We start from the raw sequence: 23,191 nt of genomic DNA, 5'->3' as shown, positions 1-23,191 counted from the left end.
TCCCTCTATTTATTGATCTTGAGTTCAGGATCGTCTCAAATCGGGAGTATGGAGTGAGGCTAAGATAACATACCTGCTTTTCAAATGGCAATCTAAAAAAGCATGGAGTACATTAAAATTATTGTTTTCACTGCTCGAATTCGCCGAAGGGTTCAGGGGACAAAGGAACAAAGTCTAGGATAAAATCAGTCTCTTATTGAAATAAATTAGGATAAAAAGTCAAAAATGGTGAGTATTTTAACCCAAGTAAATTTTTTTGGTTCTGTCGATACGACTCGTTTTGTTGTATTGGGAGCGCTGGAAGACGATAATATTATACCTCCCATTCAACTCTACGATGATCAAGGAAATCTTCTGACCTCAAATGCAGATGCGAGTCAACTTGAAATCTTACTTCGTGATGGAAATGATGTTTTTGATGGTTCTACTCTAGACGTTAGAAATCAAGAAGTAGAAGTAATTGTTGTTGGGAATAAAGGTAATGATTTGATTACTGGGAGTTTCGGCCAAGATAGTCTTTTTGGAGGACAGGATAATGATGATATTCAGGGAGGAGAGGGTGATGATCAACTCTTTGGAAACTTAGGAGATGATTTTGTTTTGGATGGCGGAGCTGGAAATGACTCTATTTTTGGGGGGCAAAATGATGATTATGTACGCGGTGGAGAGGGGGATGATCAAGTTTTTGGCGATCGCGGAAATGATATTATTCATGGAGATGGTGGTATTGATCTGCTAACAGGTGGCGAAGGACGAGATCAATTTGTGGTTGATTTAATGTTAGAAACTCAGACCAATAATCCTAACTTAGTGGATACCATTCAAGACTTTACTTCGGGTGAAGATGAAATTGTTATTTTTGGGATAAATTCTGAATTTATTGAAGTCAGTAACTTAACTTCTGTGGGGAGTTCTTCAGGATTTATTCTCTATGATACTCGTAGCGGTGATATTGGTTCGGGTGGTGAATTTGCGATTGCTTTTATTGAGCAAAATCCAAGCTTAACAGCAGACATAACTGTAGGTACAGATATTTTTACGATTTAATCTCAATCAACATTCTACTAAAAATCAACAAATTTATTCCTGATCAAAAAGTATGAGGCACGTTCTAGGAAATATTTCTAGACGTGCGCCTCAAAGTCAAGCGATAAAGCTTTTTCGATGATACAATCTCTCTAACCAGAAATGCAGGTGTAACAATACTGAGTTCACATGATCTACATTACTTCGTTATTGGATAGAGAGACTTAAATTTCTGCTAAAGATTTAGTAATTGTCGGAATAACGATCGCGACCGCGACCTCCGCCCCCACCAAATGAACTTCTTTTTTCACGAGGTCGGGCTTTATTAACCTTAAGATCCCGTCCCATCCATTCTGCGCCATCGAGAGCTTCAATTGCAGCATCTTCTTTGGATTCTTCTTGCATTTCTACAAACGCAAATCCTCGAGGACGGCCCGTTTCCCGATCCGTCGGAATACTAACCCGTTGGACAGTTCCATATTCAGCAAATACGGACTTCAAATCCTCTTCCGTAACCTCATAGGAGAGATTACCGACATAAATCGACATACGTTAACTTCCCAAATCAAACAAATATAAAAGACAGATATTTCGGAAGGCTAGCTCTGCCAGATGGAACAGAACAAAATTCTTTGTACTGAAAGCAAAAACTGCAACCGATACCTATTCCTTATAAATATTCTAACACGAGTAGTTTAAGCTCAGAGCGAATAGAGCAATTAAAAATCACAAATATCCCCAAATCCGCTTATACATAAGTATTACCCAGACTTCCCACTCTTGCAACACACGCTACACCCTTCTCCCTGACTCGCGAAGTCGAAGGTATTGTCTCTACAAATATTAACTTCAACCCTCCTCCTCTCCACTCCAAGATCAAAATTTATTTATAGAGAGAAAATAGCTCAAACAGTCACCCTCTCATCTGAAATACCAAAATGTTTACTGATGAGGAGACAGTCAACAGTAACCAGTATCAGTATTCCAGTCTTAGACTTATGCTACTTGACCTCTTGACTTTTGACCTGATAACGTCTTCTACCGGGAGGGAAGTTCAACTCGCCAAAGCCATCCTTGTTTATAAACTTTTTCTAAATTTGCTTCGTAAATTTGTTCAATTCCTTCCATTAAAACTTCAGACGGACGATATAAAAAAATATCACTAAAATCTTGCTCAGGAAGCAAAGGAATATTAGACTGAACAACCAATTGTAGATAAACATTGGGTTTGAGTCGATGGCTCAACGGTATAATTCTACCCGGCTCTGCATCACTAATCACCAAAGGACTTTCAGATGAATTAATAATTTCAGCGACTGGAGCAACATAGCGACTTCGGGTATAACTTTTATGCCACCAAACCGGATGAATAGAACTCACTAAGCAAGATAAAACTCCACTTAAGCCGATTGTCAAAAAAATGTATTTCCAGCGTCTTTTTTGTTGAGGCTTCAGTAAATCATCACTAATTTTTGTCGTCAAAAGATAAGCTAATGAAATTTGTAAACCTAAATAAGCAGGAATTCCATAACGAGCAATTGTTGAACGTTGTCCACCAAAGAGTAAATCGGGTAAAATTAGAGCGGTTCCCAGAACTCCCATCAACGAAATTATAAAAAACCAAGTTTTACTCGGAGTCTTTTTAACTAAAAAATAAACTGAATATCCCGCAATTATAATAATCGGATATAAAATCGGATTCAGTAAACTATAGCCTTGATTAAAATCAAAAGTTAGTCGCGTTAAATTCAAGCCCCAAAACAATATTGTACCGGGTCTAGTAATTCGATGAGAGCTAGTATTATCAATTAAATCGGGGAAATTTGTAAAAATAATAATTAACCAAGGGAGAAAAAGAATAACACTCAACAAAACCGCACCGAGAGCCGGAAGAATATACTTCAATTTTCGCCATTGTTTCAGCCCAAATACATAAATTCCATGAGCGAGATAAACAAATACAGAAAATAAATGAGAATACAATCCGAGTGTTATACTAAAAGCATAAATTCCCCAAGCTAAACGTTTAGATTTTACCGCTTGATCAGTTTGTGTAACTTGTAAGGCTCTTAATAATGCAGCACTCGAAAATAAAATGGTAAACGTCCATAAACTATAAGCCCGAGCCTCCTGAGCATACAAAACATGAAAGGGAGAAATGGCTAAAATTCCTATTCCCACCCAACCCACCGTCGCCGACTGAAAAAGTTCGAGACAGAGCCAATACATCGCCGGAAAACAGAGCAAACTAATGATTGCTGATAAGCAACGAATGGTCGCCACAGAATGTCCAAAGGTTTGCATCCAAAAGCGGGCTAATAAATAGTAAAAAGGAGAATGTTCGGGATGTTTGGTAAAGCTGGTAAACGCATCTTTTAAACTTTTTTCCGCCGTTGGATATTGATAAATCTCGACTAAATCTCCGGCTCGAATCAGTTGACCTGTATAAATTTGGGGGATTAAATCATCAAGTAGATAACCTGAACTTCTCACCGAGGTATGAACTTCATCATACCAATAGACTTTATACCCTAAGTTGACAAACCGAAAGGCAATTCCTACAATTATAAGGAGAGCCGCAAATTGTTGTAACCATCGAGTAGGAGACTTGGATTGATCCATGATTGGCTAATGATCGGACTGCTGACTAATTTTACAGTTAACCTAACTCATTTTTACAATATTAAGAATATTCTCTCATTAGGTAGATTTTTAAAGATAAAGCAAAGTTGATCTCGGGTTGAATGATTTCTACAAACTTAAATTTTAATTAACACCGATAATTGATGCTAATTATACAGTCTTTTCTGCCAATCAATTTCTGGAATATCTTCAAGATTCACCATCAAACTCAACAACATAGCTTTGATCTTCAAAGGTAACCCGATCACCATGTACTAATTTACGTCCGCGACGGGTTTCTATTTGATCATTAACTAACACCCAACCGGACTGAATAATCAGTTTAGCTTGTCCTCCTGTTTGGGCGCAACCGACAAATTTAAGAAATTGATCGAGTTTAATGGTGGGTTGATCAGGTGGTGTCATTGTGATCTCCTATTTTAAAATTTTTCAAGAAAGTAATTGGTCTTTTAATTGGATTTTAAAGACTTAAAAGCATTCAGGACGCAAGCAAGAGCGCCCCGACTTTATTTCTAAGTTAATTTCCTAAACAGCAACAGTTTGACTGAGTTTTGTTTGGGCGGCTATTACTTCTTGTCTTGCCCATTGATCAACCGCAATAATATCCTCTAAAGAGGGATTTTGGCTATTATCAGTTTGATGGCGATCGCAAACGTATTCTATCACTTTTGGAATCTCTAAAAACCCAATTTTTTCGTCTAAAAACAACGCCACCGCCTGTTCATTTGCAGCATTTAATACGGCTGGCATCGTTCCCCCTGCACGTCCAGCAGCATAGGCGAGAGACATACAAGGATATTTATGATTATCGGGTGCTTTGAAGGTTAAATTTCCGGCTTTGACTAAATCTAACGGTTCCCAATTGGTATAAATTCGTTCCGGCCAAGACATCGCATAAAGTAGGGGTAAACGCATATCCGGCCAACCTAATTGAGCTAAAACAGAGGTATCTTGTAACTCAATTAATGAGTGAATAATACTCTGGGGATGAATAACAATATCAATATTATCGTAATCCAATCCAAACAGAAAATGAGCTTCAATCACCTCTAAACCTTTGTTCATCATTGTAGCCGAATCAACAGTGATTTTACGACCCATTGACCAGTTCGGATGTTTAATCGCGTCCGCCACTTTTACGTCTGCTAATTTCTCAACCGGCCAATCTCGAAATGCACCCCCAGAAGCAGTTAAAATAATCCGTCGTAATCCCTTTTCTGGAACTCCTTGTAAACATTGAAAAATTGCCGAATGTTCGGAGTCAGCCGGAAGCAATTTCACACCGTATTCTTGAATTAAAGGATTGACAACGGGGCCGCCTGCAATTAAAGTTTCTTTATTGGCGAGGGCGATATCTTTTCCCGCTTTAATCGCCGCTAAAGTCGGCAGCAAACCCGCACAACCGACAATTCCAGTAACGACGGCTTCTGAGTCTCCGTAGCGGGCGACTTCAACCACTCCTGACTCTCCAGCGAGTAGAATGGGTTGAGGATCGAGATTTGCGATCGCGGCTTTTAATTCGGGTAATTTGCTTTCATCACAAATCGCCGCAATTTGAGGACGAAAGGTGCGAATTTGTTCGGCCAGAAGGGTAACGTTACGACGCGCCGCTAGTCCAACGATTCTAAATTTGTCGGGATGATCATTGACAATATCGAGGGTTTGAGTCCCGATAGAACCTGTTGAACCTAAAAGAGTGATGGCTTTCATATTTTTTTAATAAGTTGTCAATTATTACCATAGTACGATGCTTGATCCCCTTGTCGTAAAAATGGGAAATTTTCAGTCAAACCGTTGTAGGCTAGAGAAGAATATCAACGGGAGAGATGTGTATGGAACCCCAATGGATCGAGTGGGCAAAAGCATTACAGGCGATCGCACAAACCGGATTACATTTTGTTCAAAGTGAGTATGATGCCGAACGTTATCGCCAAATTCAAGAGATTGCGGCTGATATCTTCGCTCATCATACTAACACGAAAAAAGAGGTAATTGAGGATCTCTTTTCTCAAGAATACGGTTATGCAACGCCGAAAGTTGATGTCCGGGGTGTGGTATTTCAAGATTCTAAAATATTGCTGGTTCGTGAGGTTTTAGATAATCATCGTTGGACATTACCGGGAGGTTGGGCAGATGTTAATGAAACTCCGACTGAAGCCATTACTCGTGAAATTTTTGAGGAGTCAGGTTTTGAAACAAAGGTGGTGAAATTATTGGCAGTTTATGACCGAACAAAGCAAGGTCATCAGCCGACTATGCCCTATCATGTTTATAAGATGTTTTTTCTGTGTGAAATTATTGGTGGTGAGGCAACATCAAGCCATGAAACAAGCGAAGTTGGATTTTTTGCGGAAGATTGTATTCCAGAATTGTCAATTTCTCGGGTTCTTCCTCATCAAATACAACACTTTTTTGAACAGTATCGAAATCCCAATTCACTCACTGATTTAGATTGAAGTTTGATGTTGATTTCATCTCCAGCTAATGAGATCACTTTCAAATCAAGTTAAAGTTCTAGTTTTCTTGAGGAAAAGTTTATAACTAGATAGGTATTTTAATCTCAGGGAAACTCACTCATCTTATTATTTTTGAGAGCCAGAACAATTCCTATCATTTTTAATTAAAAAATTAGCCTGTTTAACATGAATTAAAAGAGTTTCTAGAGAACTTTGTTGTATCTCTGAGGAGAGATTGGGTTCTGCAATAATATCTTCGATTTCTGTTTGGATTTTAAATAAAATATTAGTTAAACCCTGGTGCATCGCTTGTCTTTTTTGAAAAGAGTTTAATGTTTCATTGGACTGAGATTGAGATGCTTGTTCTGGTGAATTCAACAATGACAATTCTAGATGATCCTGTAGATTTGTGTTTAAAGATTTATTTTCAATATTTGTCAAGGTTTGTTGAATATTCAACAGAATAGAATTCATTTCTATCGGATCAAATATTTTTAAGATATTAGTTTGGGTGATTAAACCGAGTCCTCTCCCCCAATTCCAAGATACAACTAACCGTCGAATATGATGTTTTTTCATCTCTTGATGTGCTTTCCAGAGTGAGTCTTCTGGACTCAGTAGAATCAGAGGTTGACTCATCACATCCTGAACAATAGTCTGATAAAAACTGATGTTCAGTAATTTATATTGCAAGATATCTCGTTCTGTAATGATTCCCACCGGGAGATAACGATCATCGGTTTCGGGTTCGGTAATAACAATACAACTGACCCGAAAACCTGACATTAATTGAGCAATATTTTCTAATGTAGCTGTTAGAGGAGCTTGAATCACGTTAGAGGTCATTATTTCCTCAACTCGCCGCAATTTCAGTAGATGAATGGGTTGTAAGACTTTACGAATTCGTTCGGGAGAAATCACACCAATTAATCGCTCTTGTTCATCTACAATCGGTAAATGACGAATTTGATAACGTCGAAATAAAAATAAAGGCGCGAAGATATCTTTAAAAGCTGTTTGTGATAAACTAATTACCGGATGAGTCATCACTTCCCCAACAGTTGTATTGTTAAAATCTATTCCTTGAGCGGTTAGTTTGACAATATCCCGTTCAGTTATAATTCCAAGTAGTTTTTCCTCAACCACAATCAAAATACAACTTGACTGAAATCGAGGAATTTTGGGAATATTGCTAGAAGTATCATCCTGGTTTTTTATTAAGCAACTACTCCCGAGAATATGGTTCATTTGAGTAATCGCATCAATCAATCGAACTTCAGGTGAAGTCTTCAAAGGATGATGATCTATTGCATCTGTTAGCAAGGGTTCCCAGAGGAGAGAATTTTCAAGTTGCATGGTTGACAAATACCAAACTAACGACTAACGACTATGCTAGACGGGAATGAAAACACTATTAGAGAATTTAGCAGGTGTTGAACATTTTCAACCCTAGAAAAATATGTCTTTAGAGGGATGTTACAACAAAACAATCTAAATAGCAAACGGGACTTTACATTTCCCGCATTTAGGTTTATGATCAAAAAACGAAATAGAATAGCGTCTAGGAAGTTCTTAGTATAAGCAACACAGTGACGTTGAGGTTTGAGACTCAATCTTCGGGAGAGTGAGGAGATTTCAACTCAGATACGCTCTCACTGGAGCTGATATTTCGACTTTCTAAACCCGAGGTTTTATGATAAAGCCGATCTAAAACACGCTTGACTGAAATTCGCCTCCATTGTTGACCCCGTTTTGTTTTATAGCTTTTTTCATTCAGCCAATTCGCGATTTGTTGTAGTGATTTCCCGGATTTATGATGACGGCGAATTAACTCAATGACTTGTTGTTCACGGGGATCTTCTACCAGTTCACCATTTATAGAACATAAGCCAAATGCAGGAGAACCATACCCTGCATAGCCCCCCTGAGCGGCTTTGGCTTGGCGTCCTTCCTCAAGTCGTTGCCAGCTTGAGAGGGAATCTAATTTATCGGCAGTCATAACTCTGTTATAAAGCATAGTCCACTATTCTGATTTTATACTATTAGACCAAAACTGCAACATCAAAAGTGCAATGGTTGTTCATCTGATCCCAACAAAAAGCCAGTCTATCTATTTGTTTCAACGGTTGTTACTCATTCTCAAAGATTCAATCAAAGTACAGAATAACTTGTAATATAAATCAACAAAAATTCCAAGAAACAACACTTAAAAACAAAAAAAGAGATCTCAAATAACAAAGTTAATCTTTCTCGTCAAGCTAATTTCAAAAAAACTTGATGTTTAAATGAAATATAGAATAAAAATGCTACAGATGATTAATTCCCCTTAAACCCCTTTAATTTTTTTCAATCTAAAAATAAACCAATGATTCTACTACACTTTTAATTTACACAGGAGTTAACAGTTGAAACTAAACTTTTTCAATAAAAAAGCTGTATTTATTCAGGAAAAAGACTTTGATCGAATTCTTGAAGAACATCCCTTAGTTGTCGTTGTTTTTGTTATATCTGGGTGCAATTTGAGCTATCGGATTAGATCAATCATTAACAAACTCGCTGATGAGTATTTTCCGCGCGTGAAAGTCGTAAAAATAGATATTGAAAAAAATAAACAAATTACCCAAAAATTTGAAATCGCTTGTCTTCCTAATATTTTTTATTTTAAACAGGGAAAACGAGTTAACAATCTAGTGGGTTTATTACCCTATGAAGTCATTCGAGATAAACTTGAAGAACTTTTATAGTTCAATCCGTTGATCAATCTTTTCAGAAGATCAGTAAAATGATGCTGAACCCTTCTACGATTAAAAATACAAGAAACAAAATATTTCAAATCAAGATTTCAATCGTAGGTAGAACTTCAGCATTTGATCAAATCAACATCAAATCAAACAGGTGATTTCACCTGAACCAGTTGATTTACAGGGGCTTGGGGTTGTCCTAAGCCATCAGTTAACACATAACTAACCGCCAGCAAATTCATCCATATCCCCGGATAACGAGGTTCTAACCAAGGCTGAATCCATCGAGAAAAGCGAGGAACCCAACTCAATAAACCACTCACTAAGGCTAAAACTGTGAAATTCAAATAATTAAACATCCAACGTATAATTTCATTGAAAGTAATGAAATCCAAAATCCAAATTAACAGTTTAGGATTAGTTCGAGCCGCTTTCAAAGCTAATCGAGTAAACGTCCACCAGTCGGCTCGATCTTTAATAAAAGTGTCTGCAACGGCTGTCGGTTCTGAGGCTAATAATCCAAAAAACGTATTTAAAATAGAGTTAATTTTTTGAGGTGGTAAATGTCGATCTGTAGGAACCATCATCCCTTTAGAAAATAGCCACGTGACTGAAATATTGCTTTGATAAGCTCGAATTTGATTTAAGTGTTTGACTTGCAAAAGATCATGTTTTAAAGCGGTATTCAATAAATCCGTTAAACGAGATAAATTCCGGACTAAAGAACCAAATCCAGTAAACACTAAAGGAGACTGAAGTGAAGCCGCATCTCCAATTGCAATTAACCGATCATAAGCCACTTTGCGATCGCGACTTCTCGCACTAAAGTGTCCAGGAATATAACCAAAAGTTGGTTTTTTCCAAACTAATTGATCTAAATCACAGCGACGATATTCAGGTAAAATGGTAAAAAAGTCCTCATACATTTCTAACAACGAACCTGGATTTTTGGGGTTAACTTGATGGTAATGAAACAGATAAAAAGTTAACTCATTTCCTGCACCGGGAAACAATTCCCAAATGAGTTGACGTCCGCGAGAAATATCACCATGACTATTAAGAACATCACCATATTTAGAGTCCCAAACATCCGGTTCAAAACCTCCATCAATCACCGCCCCAACCGTCGGACAAACACTATCAAAAGCCCGTCCTCCGTTCAATTGCCAAGCAATAGGAGAAGCGGTTCCCATCGCATCTACCAGTAAACGTCCTGTCGCAATTCGTTCTGATTGGGTCGGTAAATGAAGGGATTTAAGCATAACTTGACTCGAGGCAATATCAGCTCGAATAAATTCGGTTTCATCCCAAATATCACCGCCCGCCTGTCGTAATTTTTCTCCACAAGAACGGAGTAATTTCTCTGCATCCAAAGCAACATTTAAAACCGTCGGAGTATGCAGAACTGGGGCTTTAGCAACCGGGGGATTATTAGCATCAAAAAACTTATGAAATCCATCTTTATATTCTCTGGCAATTAAACTTTCAACCTCAGCTTTTGAGAATAATCCTAAATCAATTAAACTTTGAAGTTCACTGCGAGAAATATTCCACTCGCGGTTCATACGTCCAAACGGCAAACGTTCCATTAATAAAACTCGATAGCCTAACCGTGCCATCACAGCTGCATGAATCACCCCCAACGCTCCGCCCACATAAATCAAATCATATTTAGGTGGAGAATCGGTGTGAGTATCTGGCGCTGAAAAGATAATTTGTTTAGGTTTTTTAGGATTAAGTACACCTTCCCGCCACCGTTTTTCCCACCAATAAACTCGCTGAAGATCAGAGTTTCCATTGGGCATTTTTTGAAAGTATTTGACCGTCAAAGGATAATGATCCGCTAAGGCTTCAAAAATCGATTTTTGAGAGAGATCAATTTCTGGAGGTTCAGGATATTGATGAGGAAATTGTTGTCTAAGTTCAGTTTCTAGCCGTTGAATGAATTGCCGTTGCTCATTTTTCGGAGGATTTCCTACTCGAAAAACCTTTAGATAAGTCGTTCGTTGAAGTGACCAAACAAAAGCTGAAAGTTCGTTAGGTTCAGTCTTTGTCGCGTCAGTGAAAGGAAACCTGAGACGAAAACCATCTGGGGTGATGTGTTTTTCTCCGGTTCCGGGTTGAAACTTCTCCTGCAACCAGGTACAAACGCTTTGAGTATTGGGTGTGGGGATTTCCAGATAGAGAATTTCCTTCATGTTCATTTGTGATCGATTTGTACCTCAGTTACGAATCAAGTGATTCATCCATATCAATAGGGTAGGCTAAAAAAGGCATCTTAGGAAAGAGTCTGACGCCAAAGGTGTAATATTTATTGATGAACGTTTAGGATCAAGATATCATGGCAGAGTCACTTCAAGTTGAAAAGTTGATCCAACAGCAACGACAATTCTTTGCTACAGGTCAAACAAAGAATGTCAACTTCCGTCGGGAACAACTTCAACGTCTCAAACAAGCAATTATAGACCATCAAGGCGACATTATTGATGGAGTCAAAGCTGATTTGAACCGACCCGAATTTGAAGCTTATTTTGAAATTGCTTCGGTATCCGAGGTTAATTATGCCATTAAACACCTCAAATCTTGGACAAAACCGAAAAGAGTTTGGGCTTCTATTGATCAATTTCCCTCAACCGCACAAATTTGTCCAGAACCTTTAGGTGTTGTTCTGATTATTGGGCCTTGGAATTATCCCTTTCAATTGATGATTTCGCCTTTGGTTGGGGCAATGGCTGCGGGAAATTGTGCCATTCTTAAACCCTCAGAAATTGCGGCTAATACCTCTAAAGTTGTTGCTAATATCATTCAAGAAACCTTTGATCCGGCTTATGTTGCTGCGGTGGAAGGGGGAGTAGAAACCAGTCAAGCTTTACTCACTCAAAAGTTTGATCATATCTTCTTTACAGGCGGAACAAAAATTGGTCAAATTGTCATGGAAGCGGCGGCTAAAAATTTAACTCCCGTGACTTTAGAGCTAGGCGGAAAAAGTCCTTGTGTGGTTGAGAGTGATGTTCAGCTTGATTATACCGCAAAACGAATTGCTTGGGGGAAATTTATCAATGCCGGACAAACCTGTATTGCACCGGATTACTTGTTAGTGAAGCGTGAAATAAAAAATGATCTCTTAGAGAAAATTAAAGAAAATATTCAAGCTTTTTATGGAGAAAATCCTGAAAAAAGCCCCGACTATTGCCGAATTATTAGCCCAAGACAGTTTAACCGTTTAGCTGATTTTTTGCAAAATGGTAAAGTGATTATAGGCGGACAAACAAACCCCGAAGATCAATATATTGCACCGACAGTTTTAGATCAAGTCTCTTGGGATGATCCAGTCATGCAAGAAGAAATTTTTGGGCCGATTTTACCCGTTTTAGAATATAATGATTTAGGAGAAGCAATCTCTCAAATTAACGCTCGTCCTAAACCCTTAGCCCTTTATTTCTTTTCCAAAGATAAAGCCAAACAGCAACAAGTTCTTCAAAATACGTCTTCCGGTGGGGTTTGTTTGAATGATACAGTTATGCAAGTCGGAGTAACTAATCTTCCCTTTGGGGGTGTAGGAGATAGCGGCATAGGAAGTTATCATGGAAAAGCCAGTTTTGATACCTTTTCTCATTATAAAAGTGTGTTGAAAAAATTCTTCTGGCTCGATCTAAATTGGCGTTATGCTCCCTATCAAGGTAAAGTTGATTTCATTAAAAAAATTGTCAATGGATCGTAGCTTGTATTAAACTACAAGGTGTAGGGACGGGTTTAAATTTATTGATAATCCGTCCCGAAAATATTCATTAATTAATCTATAGTATGATCAATAGTCGTGATTTTATTTTAAGTTCAGTTCGTAAAAATCAACCAAATTCAGACGTTAAACTTCCTGAAATTCCAGAGTTTAACACCAACTCAGAACCATTGATTTCTCAGTTTAAAACGCAACTTGAACGCATGGGAGGACAATCTTTTGAACTCTCAAATATTGAGGAGATAAAAGCAAAAATAATAGAACTTTATCCTGATGCAAAAATCATCTGTTCAACCCTTCCTGAAATCACTGGAAATAAACCCATTTATTCTAATACTTCTCCCCATGAATTAGCTGATGTTGATGTTGCCATTATTCGGGGAAAATTTGGAGTCGCTGAAAATGGGGCGGTTTGGTTAACTCACGAGGATTTAGTTGTAAATGCGTTAGGTTTTCTCTCTCAACATTTAATCATTTTACTCGATTCAAAACAGCTTGTAAGTAACTTACATCAAGCCTATCAACGCATTGAATTAACTCAAACCTCCTACGGCGTTTTTATGGCTGGCCCCTCGGCGACAGGAGATGTAGAAGCAGTGATTATTCGCGGCGCCCAAGGGGTTCGGAGTTTAACCGTTTTTTTACTTGAAGACTAATCTATTTTGACTAGAAAACCCACTTTAAAAACAAACAATGAAAGTCGGTCTATTTATTCCCTGTTATATCGATGCGTTCTTTCCGGAAGTGGGAATAGCAACGCTAGAATTATTAGAAAAACTCGGCGTAGAAGTCGAATATCCCCTCAATCAAACCTGTTGTGGTCAACCCATGGGAACCAACGGAACTCAACAAGAAGCAGCCGCAACTGAACGAGTATTTGTAGACTGTTTTAAAGACTATCAATATATTGTCAGTCCTTCGGCGAGTTGTGTTTATCATGTTCGGGCAAATTTAGATGCAATTCCTCAAACTTTGGAGGTGCAAAATGTTCGTCAAAACATCTATGAATTAGTCGAATTTTTGCATGATATCCTAAAAATTAATCACTTTCCTGGGGCAGAATTTCCCCATAAAGTTGGCTTACATAACAGTTGTAGCGCCATTCGGAAACTCGGAATTTCTCGCCCCTCAGAATTAATGATTGCCTCTTTTTCTAAAAGTCAAACTCTCTTAGAAAAGGTCAAAGGGATAGAATTTGTAACCTTAGATCGTCCCGATGAATGTTGTGGCTTTGGGGGAACGTTTTGTGTTTTTGAAGAAGCGGTTTCGGCTCAAATGGGGTATGATAAAGTCAACGATCATTTCCGCAATGGTGCTGAATATATTGTTTCAGGTGACATGAGTTGTTTATTGCACCAAAAAGGGATCATCGACTATTATAAAATGAACCTAAAAACAATTCATATTGCCCAAATTCTCAACGGAACTTCACGATGACTAAACCCATTAACCAAGCCGCAGCAGCCGAACAATTTTTACAAGATCCACAACGCGCCCAACAATACGATCAAATTCTTTGGAATGCACGACTCCGACGAGATCAAGCAGCAGCATCTATTCCTGAATGGGAACAATTACGCGAAATTGCCTCACAAATTAAAGAACATACTCTCACTCATCTTGCTGACTATTTAGAACAGTTTGAAGCCAACGCAAAACAAAATGGAATACAGGTTCACTGGGCGAAAGATGGGGTAGAACATAATCAAATTGTTTACAATATTCTCAACACTCATCAGGTTCAAACTCTAGTCAAAAGTAAATCTATGCTGCAAGAAGAATGTGGCATGGTTCCATTTTTAGAAAGCCAAGGAATTACCATTACAGAATCAGATTTTGGAGAACGTATTCAACAACTTGATCAAGAACCTCCGAGTCATATTGTTATGCCCGCTATTCACAAAAACCGTCAAGATGTTTCTAAACTATTTGCCGAAAAAATTGATACCGATCCCAACAATGATGATCCTCATTATCTCAATGAAATGATGCGACAAAATACTAGACCTCGCTTTTTAAGGGCTGATGCCGGGATGACTGGGGTTAATTTTGCGATCGCAGAAACGGGTAGTTTTGTCGTCTGTACGAACGAAGGAAACGCAGATATTGGGGCGAATGTTCCCCGGCTACATATTGCCAGTATGGGCATTGAAAAATTAATCCCAAAAGTTGAACATTTAGCGGTTTTTATTCGTTTGCTGTCTCGTAGTGCTTTAGGTTCTCCCATTACTCAATATACCTCCCATTTTACCCAACCTAAAAAGGGTGGAGAAATCCATTTAGTGATTGTTGATAATGGCAGAAGTGAACGGTTAGGAATGGCGGATTTTTGGTCATCTTTAAAATGTATTCGCTGCGGCGCTTGTTTGAACACTTGTCCGGTATATCGTCGCAGTGGAGGGTTAAGTTATGGGGCAGTTTATTCGGGGCCTTTGGGAATGATTATTGACCCAACTTTTGATCTACAAAAATACAGTAATTTACCCTATGCTTCAACCCTTTGTGGTTCCTGCGGTGATGTTTGTCCAGTTAAAATTGATCTTCCCAAACAAATTTATAAATGGCGTCGAGTGATGGCAGAAAAACACTTACTCTCTTTACCTCGTCGAGAGAGTATGAAAGCTGCGGGGATGGTGTTAGGAAATCCTCAGCTTTATCGTTTTGCTGAGAATGTAATTTTACAGAAAGTAATGAAATATTTTCCCTTGTTATTTTCGAGTAAAATCTTAAATCCTTGGGTGCGACATCGGGCGTTACCAGCACTTCCCAAACAAACCTTTAAACAGTGGTATCTCAAAAACCGTCAAAATTTGGGTGCATGAAAAAACAAAAATTTGGTGATTACCCAAGTTAAGATTATGATATTGATGCACCGTTCCCCCAAAAAGTAGGGTACATCAAACAACAATTTCAGGAATACCTAAGTTAAAATGTATGATATTGATGCACCGTTCCCCCAAAAAAATTTGGGTGCATCAAAAAACAAAAATTTGGTGATTACCCAAGTTAAAGTTATGAAATTGATGCACCCTACTAACACTACCAGTCTCAAAGTAACTTGGGAAAAGTTACCCGAAGACTATATTTTACCCGATGATCCGGTGGATAATATTACTCAGCCCCTATTGGCAATGGCATTAACAGATGCGTTAAGTGTGGCGGGAAAATTACCTGAAAATTCTCTAACTTCTACTAATTATGGTATCTGTGCCACAGTAAATGATAAAATTGTTGTTAAAGCCCCTGACTGGGCATTTATTCCGGAAATTCGAGTTGAACGCTTAGAAGTTGAACGCAGTTATACGCCGCGTTTGGAAGGGGAGATTCCTCTGATTGTGATGGAATTTATCTCTGAAACAGAAGGGGGTGAATATTCCATAAAACCAACTTATCCGCCTGGAAAATGGTTTTTCTATGAACAAGTGCTGCAAGTTCCAAACTATGCGATTTTTGCACCCCAAAATGGTGTTTTAGAATTGTATCAATTGGATGATTCTAGCCGATATAAGGTACAAAAACCTGATGAAAATGGGCGATATTGGATCGCTGAAATGCAGTTATTTTTGGGCGTTTGGCAAGGAACCCACGACAGACGCACAGGCTATTGGTTGCGGTGGTGGGATGAGGCGGGAAGCTTATTGTTATGGGGGTCTGAGTTAGTCCAACAAGAACGTCAACGCGCAGAAGTTGAACGTCAACGTGCAGAACAAGCCGAACTTCGCCTCCAACAACTCATGGAACGACTCAAGGCTGAGGGAATTGAACTCGAAGAATAGGGTTTTCAAAAGTGAGTTGAAGCTAGAGTTTTGACGACTAATGTTAATGTTAATAAATTAGGCTTTAAACGTCTGTAACTTAAACTCAAGTTCAAAAGATTTAAAGATAGTCTAATTTCGGGCGAGAGGAGACAGAAAATCAAAATTCTCTATCTCCACCTAACAGTTTAGCGAGTAGAAGTTGAATTTTCGGAGAGGGATAACTCATCAAGCGATCGCCAAATTTCCTGCATTAAATCATTCAACCCAATTTTAGCAACCGCCGAAATAAGAAAGACTTTTGATTGGCTAACTTGCTGAATTTGAGTAATGATTTCTTGCACTTCTTCGCTGTCAGTATCTACCGCATCCGCCTTATTTAAGGCCACAATTTGTGGATGATCCGTTAAACCCCGACCATAGGCTTGTAATTCTTGCTGAATCGTATGATAATTTTCGACAGGAGTTGGATCAGTAATATCAATTAAATGCAATAAAACCCGAGTGCGTTCAATGTGGCGTAGGAATTCATGGCCTAAACCCAACCCTAAATGAGCGCCTTCAATTAAACCCGGAATATCTGCAAAAACAGTACCATCTCCTGTCGGTTTGCGAACAACCCCTAAATTGGGAATTAGCGTGGTAAACGGATAATCCGCAATTTTAGGTTTAGCGGCAGATAATGACGAAATCAACGTGGATTTCCCCGCATTCGGCAAACCCATAATACCGACTTCTGCTAACAGTTTCAACTCTAATCTAAGCTGCCGTTGTTCACCCATTAACCCCGGTAAAGCATAATCAGGAGCGCGATTTTGGTTACTCAGAAAGTGAGCATTTCCTAAACCGCCTTTACCCCCTTTAGCAACACAAAATTCTTGATGAGGGTGAATCAAATCCACGACAATTTCTTCAGTTTCTACATCATAAACCGTAGTCCCACAAGGAACTTCAATAATGCGATCATTTCCCATGGCACCCGTCATATTTTTGGGGCCACCTCGTCGGCCATCTTCAGCGCGAAAACGGTGATTGTACTTCAAATCGAGTAAAGTTTGTAGGTGTTCAACCGCGACTAAAATCACCGAACCCCCTTTTCCACCATTCCCACCCGAAGGCCCTCCGGCAGGAACATATTTTTCTCGACGGAAGGCGACGATCCCATCGCCACCTTTACCCGCTTCCACTAAAACTTCAACTTGATCAATAAATTGCATCTCTAGGACTGATAATCGGGACTGGGGATATTGGACATTTGACTTAGCATTTGAAATTAAAACGATTCTCCTGGTGCGATCCCTGCCCCTACATCCTCAAAAGCTTAAGACCGTTGGAAATAGAAGTAAGTTGCCATCGGTGCAACAGTTGCCACCACCAAAACAATTACAACAATAATTGTAGCGGTTTGGTCATCGGTTTCTTCAGCCGTCTTAAAAGTACCTTCGACTTGAACCTGTTCCTTTTCGCTTGGTGGGCCAGGATCAGGATTTCCCGACAAGACCGTAACCAATCGATCACTCACGGCTCGGAAGGCTTCATTATACTTATTACCATCCCGCAACGGAACTTGTAACGTTTCGGTGGCAACACTTTCGGCAATTTCATCGGTAAGGAGCGACTTCACTCCCTCTCCAGTTATAATTGCACTATTATTAGTCAGAGTATCCAACACTAACAGTGTTTCATTAGTCGCCGCTTCCGGAGTCGGAAACCACTTATTAAACAAATCCTCAGTAAAGCTATCGGCTGTTTCCCCATAGTCAAAGCGACGTAGCGTCACCAAACGCACTTCATAACCCGTTTGCTCGGCGAGTTCCGATAACTTTTGGTTAATCTGACGTTCAGTGCTTAAACTCAAAACATCCCCATCATCGACGATCCAAGTCGGATCACCAGAGGTTAAGTTTGGCATTTGATAAACCCCTGTTGCCGTTGCAGGTGTAGCCCAGAGTTGAGCCATCAAAACCGCAAGCACAGTCGGTAAAAGCAACGAAACAAAGCGTTTTTTCCAATTTAAGATTTTGTTAAATAGCTGTATCATTAGATTTAGTTGACCCGTATGATCGTCTTTTCAACCCATCCTACTACTATACAATTTAAGCTGTCCGCTTCATCGATCTGCAACAATAGAGTCTACAGTTTGAGCTATCTGTTTTGATCACAATCCCAGTCCGATCCGGATTGGTAATCAGCTTGTCCTCTTGAATCAAGACAGACAGAACGTTTATAGTGTCGGAAGTGTTTCGCTCAGACTGGCGATCAAAAACCAGTCATGGGGTATATATCGAATATCGAAGCTTATGGATTTTTCGAGTGTTGCAGCCCAGTTAAACGCTGGAACAATTCTGCCCGAGGGAATTGTCATTATCACCCTCCTAACGGTTTTAATTACAGATCTGATCGTTGGACGGACGGCTTCTGCTGGCCTGACACCCTACATTGCGATCGCAGGTCTTTCTGGATCGATGTTTGCCTTATACTATCAGTGGAATAGTACCGATACCATCGGATTTTTGGGCAGTTTCAACAGCGACGCCCTCAGTGTAGTTTTTCGCGGTATTATCGCCCTATCTGCCCTGGTCACTATTTTGATGTCGGTTCGCTATGTCGAACAAACCGGTACCTCCTTGGCTGAATTTATCGGTATTTTGCTCACAGCCTGTCTGGGGGGAATGTTCCTCTCAGGGGCGACGGAATTAGTGATGATCTTCGTCTCCCTAGAAACGCTGAGTATCTCATCATACCTGCTTACAGGCTACACCAAACGCGATCCCCGTTCCAACGAAGCCGCGTTGAAATACCTCTTAATTGGGGCATCGAGTTCAGCCGTGTTCCTCTACGGATTATCCCTGCTTTATGGACTCTCTGGTGGAGAAACTAACCTGACTGAGATCGCCAAAGTCCTAGCTACATCTGGGGCGGGTGAATCCTTAGCGATGGTGATTGCCCTGGTGTTTGTAATTGCCGGGATTTCCTTCAAAATTTCTGCTGTTCCCTTCCACCAATGGACACCCGACGTTTATGAAGGTTCACCCACTCCGGTTGTCGCTTTCTTGTCTGTCGGTTCTAAAGCCGCCGGATTTGCCCTCGCCATTCGGTTATTAGTGAATGCTTTCCCCATTGTCAGCGATCAGTGGCGGTTAGTCTTTACAGCCCTAGCGATTCTCAGCTTAGTCTTAGGAAATGTTGTCGCCCTCGCCCAAACCAGCATGAAGCGGATGTTGGCTTATTCCTCCATCGCCCAAGCCGGATTTGTGATGATTGGGTTAATCGCCGGCACCGAAGCGGGTTACTCCAGCATGATATTTTATCTGTTGGTGTACTTGTTTATGAACCTGGGCGGTTTTACCTGCGTGATTCTATTCTCACTGCGAACTGGAACAGATCAAATTAGTGAATACAGTGGGTTATATCAGAAAGATCCCCTACTGACTTTGGGTTTAAGTATTTGCTTACTCTCATTAGGAGGAATTCCACCTCTAGCTGGATTTTTTGGTAAAATTTACCTGTTTTGGGCAGGTTGGCAAGCCGGATTATATGCCTTGGTGTTGTTAGGATTAGTCACCAGTGTAGTCTCAATTTACTACTACATTCGCGTTGTTAAAATGATGGTGGTCAAAGAACCCCAAGAAATGTCAGACGCGGTGAAAAACTATCCTCAAATTCGCTGGGATTTGCCCGGAATGCGTCTCTTACAAGTGGGATTAGTGATGACATTGGTAGCGACATCCTTAGCCGGAATTTTATCGAGTCCTTTGTTCAACTTAGCTAATAGTTCTGTGAGTCGGACTCCAATGCTACAAGCCTCAATTGTTCAAACTCAACAAATGGCTGCTGTTAGCTCTAAATCTACTTTATCTCCTGTGCAACAGAACTGATTTTAGCTTTTCTAAATTGACTTCAAGGGGTGTGGAATCATGCCCCTATTTTTTGAAAGTTGCCAAATCAAGGAAAAAAAGTATGTCTGCATCCAATCATTCTCCCCAAACACTTAGACGCGAATTAGGTTGGTTTGGTGCTACCACTATGGGGTTAGGATCAGTCATTGGTGTCGGAATTTTTGTTAGTTTAGGTTTAGCTGCTGCCTTGTCTGGTTATGCAGTCATTGGGGCATTAGTCGTAGCGGGAATCTTACAAGTTGCAAATAGTTTGAATCTCGCTCAACTCGCCGCCAGTCATCCTGTTAGTGGGGGGATTTATGAATACGGTTACAAGTATCTAAACCGTTGGTTTGGTTTTACCGGAGGGTGGATGTATCTGCTCGGAAAAACGGCTGTTGCTGCGACGGCGGCTTTGGGTTTTTCCAGTTATCTGATTAATACAATTGGCATTTCAGAGTCTTTTTTAGTTCCTATTGCTGAAATTGCTGTTTTGGGTTTAACTATTGTTGTCTTAGGTGGAATGCGACGTTCTAAAGTCGCAACCACTGTGATTCTTTCTGTGACTCTATTTTCTTTATTCTTTTTAATTATTGCCGGAGGATTTGTATTATCTCAGCGTGGTTTTTTACCCGTCACTTTTGCAGAAATTGACCTCAAAACCGGACTTAAAAACTTCCTCGAATCTGTCGCTTTATTATTTGTTGCTTATAACGGCCCTGCCCGGATTACAATGTTAGGGGAAGAAATTACAGAACCTCGTAAAAATATTCCAAAAGCGGTTCTAATCACTCTCGCAATTACTACTGTTATTTATGTCGGTGTTGCCCTTGTTAGTTTAGGAACAATTGGAGCAAACGCATTAGGAATTGCTTCCGAACAAGCAGCACCCTTAGAAGTAGTCGCCGAAAGTTTAGGCATTCCCGGTGCAAAAACACTATTAGCAATTGGGGCAATTACCGCAACTTTAAGTGTGTTATTGAGTGTTATTTTGGGATTATCTCGGTTGCTTTTAGCAATGGGAAGACGGGGTGATATGCCGAAATTAGTTGCCCAGTTAAATGCTGACGGAACCACACCCTATTGGGCGGTGATTTTTATTAGTGTTGCTATCGGGCTTTTAGTTTTGACAGGAGATGTAAAAACTACTTGGTCATTAAGTGCATTTGGTTCTCTCTGGCGCTGTGGAATTGTCGGTTTAGCTGCATTGCGTCTGAGTGATGAACAACGATTATATCCCGTTTGGATGAGTTTATTTGCCTTATTTTCAGGCTTATTTTTAGCCTTCTGGATAGAATGGCAAGTTTGGTTAATCGGTTTAGGACTCATTGTTGTTGGGTTAGTGTGGCATTTTGTCGCGTTTAAACTTAAGGAAACAGTTGATTTACCCCAAACAAGTAATGATTAATTTAAGGAATTTAAACCCATGATTCGCCCTTACCAAGAACAAGATCTCAACCGTTTGTTAGAGGTTTGGTATTCCGCTTCAAAGATCGCTCATTCATTTTTGGATGAAGCATTTTTGGAAACGGAACGTCAGAATATACCGAACGTTTATTTACCTGCTGCCAAAACCTGGGTTTTTGAACAGGATAACCGTGTTGTGGGATTTATTTCGCTATTAGATGAAGAAGTCGGGGCGATTTTCGTAGAACCCCAATTTCAGCGTCAGGGTATTGGACGGGCTTTAATTGATTGGGCGCGAACATTGCGAAGTCAACTTTTTGTGGAAGTCTTTAAAGAAAATCAAATCGGGCGGACTTTTTATGAACAATATGGTTTTACCCCGATTGATGAACATCTTCATCTAGAAACAGGCTATCTGTTATTACGTTTAAGACTAAAATATTAACGGATTCATCCGACCAAATTCACCAAAAATCACCAATCAAAAACGCCCCCCCGAAGGAGAGCGTTTAAGGTTATTCAATTTAAGCTAGCAATTAGCCTTTGATGACGGGAGCAGACTCAACAGAAGCTAAGTCTAAGGGGAAGTTGTGAGCGTTGCGCTCGTGCATTACTTCCATACCCAGGTTAGCGCGGTTGATGACGTCAGCCCAAGTGTTGATAACACGTCCGCTAGAATCAATTACGGATTGGTTGAAGTTGAAACCGTTGAGGTTGAATGCCATGGTGGATACACCTAAAGCAGTAAACCAGATTCCGATTACCGGCCATGCACCTAATAAGAAGTGCAGTGCGCGAGAGTTGTTGAAGCTAGCGTATTGGAAGATTAAACGACCGAAGTAGCCGTGTGCTGCAACGATGTTGTAAGTTTCTTCTTCTTGACCGAACTTGTAACCGTAGTTTAAAGATTCAGTTTCAGTTGTTTCACGAACCAAAGAAGAAGTTACCAAAGAACCGTGCATTGCACTAAACAGTGCGCCACCGAATACACCTGCTACACCTAACATATGGAAGGGGTGCATCAAGATGTTGTGTTCAGCTTGGAAGACCAACATGAAGTTGAATGTTCCGCTGATACCCAGAGGCATACCATCAGAGAAGCTTCCTTGTCCAATCGGGTAGATTAAGAAAACTGCGCTTGCTGCTGCTACAGGTGCAGAGTATGCAACACAGATCCAAGGACGCATTCCTAAGCGGTAGGATAATTCCCACTCACGACCCATGTAGCAGAATACACCGATCAAGAAGTGGAAGATTACCAACTGGTAAGGGCCACCGTTGTACAACCACTCATCTAAGGAAGCTGCTTCCCAGATGGGGTAGAAGTGCAAACCGATTGCGTTGGAAGAAGGAACAACTGCACCAGAGATGATGTTGTTTCCATACATTAAGGAACCAGCTACGGGTTCACGGATACCGTCGATGTCAACCGGAGGTGCTGCGACGAAGGCTACGATGTAGCAGATTGTTGCTGTCAACAGGGTAGGGATCATCAACACGCCGAACCAGCCGATGTAAAGGCGGTTGTTTGTGGACGTTACCCAGT

General features: G+C 40.0%; 21 protein-coding genes. 11 read left to right on the top strand and 10 right to left on the bottom strand.

The window, feature by feature from the left end; all coding sequences use genetic code 11:
- Positions 1-225 precede the first annotated feature (225 nt).
- Positions 226-1,047 carry a calcium-binding protein gene (locus tag L8106_RS29930; RefSeq protein ID WP_009787071.1) on the top strand — a complete coding sequence of 274 codons (822 nt, stop codon included), beginning with the start codon at positions 226-228 and terminating at the stop codon, positions 1,045-1,047.
- Between the two features lie 222 nt (positions 1,048-1,269).
- On the opposite strand, the gene L8106_RS23920 is transcribed toward L8106_RS29930, so the two are convergent.
- From L8106_RS23920 to dxr, 4 genes are all read right to left on the bottom strand, one after another.
- Entirely contained in the window at positions 1,270-1,575 is a 306-nt protein-coding gene (locus tag L8106_RS23920; protein ID WP_009787070.1) for an RNA-binding protein, read from the bottom strand.
- 489 nt (positions 1,576-2,064) lie between these two features.
- The gene (locus L8106_RS23915; protein ID WP_009787069.1) at positions 2,065-3,648 is read right to left on the bottom strand and encodes a glycosyltransferase family 39 protein; all 1,584 of its coding nucleotides are present in this window, start codon (positions 3,646-3,648) and stop codon (positions 2,065-2,067) included.
- A gap of 210 nt (positions 3,649-3,858) precedes the next feature.
- Positions 3,859-4,074, bottom strand: a complete 216-nt coding sequence (locus tag L8106_RS23910) for an RNA-binding S4 domain-containing protein (RefSeq protein ID WP_009787068.1) — start codon at positions 4,072-4,074, stop codon at positions 3,859-3,861.
- 120 nt (positions 4,075-4,194) lie between these two features.
- A complete protein-coding gene (dxr, locus tag L8106_RS23905; RefSeq protein WP_009787067.1) occupies positions 4,195-5,379 on the bottom strand; it encodes a 1-deoxy-D-xylulose-5-phosphate reductoisomerase in 1,185 nt (394 codons plus the stop codon).
- A gap of 122 nt (positions 5,380-5,501) precedes the next feature.
- Between dxr and L8106_RS23900 the strand changes: the two genes are divergently transcribed.
- Entirely contained in the window at positions 5,502-6,125 is a 624-nt protein-coding gene (locus tag L8106_RS23900) for an NUDIX hydrolase (protein WP_009787066.1), read from the top strand.
- 126 nt (positions 6,126-6,251) lie between these two features.
- On the opposite strand, the gene L8106_RS23895 is transcribed toward L8106_RS23900, so the two are convergent.
- Together L8106_RS23895 and L8106_RS23890 are read right to left on the bottom strand one after the other, a co-directional pair.
- The gene (locus tag L8106_RS23895) at positions 6,252-7,481 is read right to left on the bottom strand and encodes a CBS domain-containing protein (RefSeq protein ID WP_009787065.1); all 1,230 of its coding nucleotides are present in this window, start codon (positions 7,479-7,481) and stop codon (positions 6,252-6,254) included.
- 253 nt (positions 7,482-7,734) lie between these two features.
- A complete protein-coding gene (locus L8106_RS23890; RefSeq protein ID WP_156803809.1) occupies positions 7,735-8,124 on the bottom strand; it encodes a recombinase family protein in 390 nt (129 codons plus the stop codon).
- A gap of 406 nt (positions 8,125-8,530) precedes the next feature.
- Here L8106_RS23890 and L8106_RS23885 point away from each other — a divergent pair, with 406 nt between their 5' ends.
- Complete coding sequence (locus tag L8106_RS23885; RefSeq protein ID WP_009787063.1) at positions 8,531-8,869, top strand: co-chaperone YbbN; 339 nt, start codon at positions 8,531-8,533, stop codon at positions 8,867-8,869.
- A gap of 143 nt (positions 8,870-9,012) precedes the next feature.
- On the opposite strand, the gene L8106_RS23880 is transcribed toward L8106_RS23885, so the two are convergent.
- On the bottom strand, positions 9,013-11,064 hold the full coding sequence (locus L8106_RS23880; RefSeq protein ID WP_009787062.1) for a hypothetical protein: 2,052 nt from the start codon (positions 11,062-11,064) through the stop codon (positions 9,013-9,015).
- A 143-nt stretch (positions 11,065-11,207) separates the two neighbouring features.
- Here L8106_RS23880 and L8106_RS23875 point away from each other — a divergent pair, with 143 nt between their 5' ends.
- The 5 genes from L8106_RS23875 to L8106_RS23855 all read left to right on the top strand — a co-directional run bounded on the left by L8106_RS23875 (position 11,208) and on the right by L8106_RS23855 (position 16,381).
- A complete protein-coding gene (locus L8106_RS23875; protein ID WP_009787061.1) occupies positions 11,208-12,587 on the top strand; it encodes an aldehyde dehydrogenase in 1,380 nt (459 codons plus the stop codon).
- An 83-nt stretch (positions 12,588-12,670) separates the two neighbouring features.
- A complete protein-coding gene (locus L8106_RS23870) occupies positions 12,671-13,261 on the top strand; it encodes an LUD domain-containing protein (protein ID WP_009787060.1) in 591 nt (196 codons plus the stop codon).
- Between the two features lie 37 nt (positions 13,262-13,298).
- Positions 13,299-14,042, top strand: coding sequence for a (Fe-S)-binding protein (locus L8106_RS23865; RefSeq protein ID WP_009787059.1), 744 nt, complete (start codon positions 13,299-13,301; stop codon positions 14,040-14,042).
- Positions 14,039-15,427: a lactate utilization protein B gene (locus L8106_RS23860; protein ID WP_009787058.1), complete on the top strand. Its 1,389-nt coding sequence runs from the start codon at positions 14,039-14,041 to the stop codon at positions 15,425-15,427. The genes L8106_RS23865 and L8106_RS23860 overlap by 4 nt, the downstream gene beginning before the upstream one ends.
- A gap of 201 nt (positions 15,428-15,628) precedes the next feature.
- Positions 15,629-16,381, top strand: coding sequence for a Uma2 family endonuclease (locus L8106_RS23855; RefSeq protein ID WP_039897098.1), 753 nt, complete (start codon positions 15,629-15,631; stop codon positions 16,379-16,381).
- A 167-nt stretch (positions 16,382-16,548) separates the two neighbouring features.
- Here L8106_RS23855 and obgE read toward each other — a convergent pair whose 3' ends face one another.
- Together obgE and psb32 are read right to left on the bottom strand one after the other, a co-directional pair.
- Positions 16,549-17,577: a GTPase ObgE gene (gene obgE / locus L8106_RS23850; protein ID WP_009787056.1), complete on the bottom strand. Its 1,029-nt coding sequence runs from the start codon at positions 17,575-17,577 to the stop codon at positions 16,549-16,551.
- 104 nt (positions 17,578-17,681) lie between these two features.
- Positions 17,682-18,401 carry a photosystem II repair protein Psb32 gene (gene psb32, locus L8106_RS23845; protein ID WP_009787055.1) on the bottom strand — a complete coding sequence of 240 codons (720 nt, stop codon included), beginning with the start codon at positions 18,399-18,401 and terminating at the stop codon, positions 17,682-17,684.
- A gap of 259 nt (positions 18,402-18,660) precedes the next feature.
- Between psb32 and L8106_RS23840 the strand changes: the two genes are divergently transcribed.
- From L8106_RS23840 to L8106_RS23830, 3 genes are all read left to right on the top strand, one after another.
- Positions 18,661-20,238, top strand: a complete 1,578-nt coding sequence (locus L8106_RS23840) for an NAD(P)H-quinone oxidoreductase subunit N (RefSeq protein ID WP_009787054.1) — start codon at positions 18,661-18,663, stop codon at positions 20,236-20,238.
- A gap of 82 nt (positions 20,239-20,320) precedes the next feature.
- Complete coding sequence (locus L8106_RS23835) at positions 20,321-21,646, top strand: APC family permease (RefSeq protein WP_009787053.1); 1,326 nt, start codon at positions 20,321-20,323, stop codon at positions 21,644-21,646.
- A gap of 18 nt (positions 21,647-21,664) precedes the next feature.
- A complete protein-coding gene (locus tag L8106_RS23830; RefSeq protein ID WP_009787052.1) occupies positions 21,665-22,090 on the top strand; it encodes a GNAT family N-acetyltransferase in 426 nt (141 codons plus the stop codon).
- A gap of 91 nt (positions 22,091-22,181) precedes the next feature.
- On the opposite strand, the gene psbA is transcribed toward L8106_RS23830, so the two are convergent.
- Positions 22,182-23,191 (bottom strand): photosystem II q(b) protein (gene psbA, locus L8106_RS23825; RefSeq protein WP_009787051.1); only part of this gene is annotated, 1,010 nt, incomplete at its 5' end.

Origin of the sequence: Lyngbya sp. PCC 8106, from assembly GCF_000169095.1 — a bacterium.
Lineage (GTDB): Bacteria > Cyanobacteriota > Cyanobacteriia > Cyanobacteriales > Microcoleaceae > Capilliphycus.
This window is presented reverse-complemented; position numbering and strand designations above follow the sequence as displayed.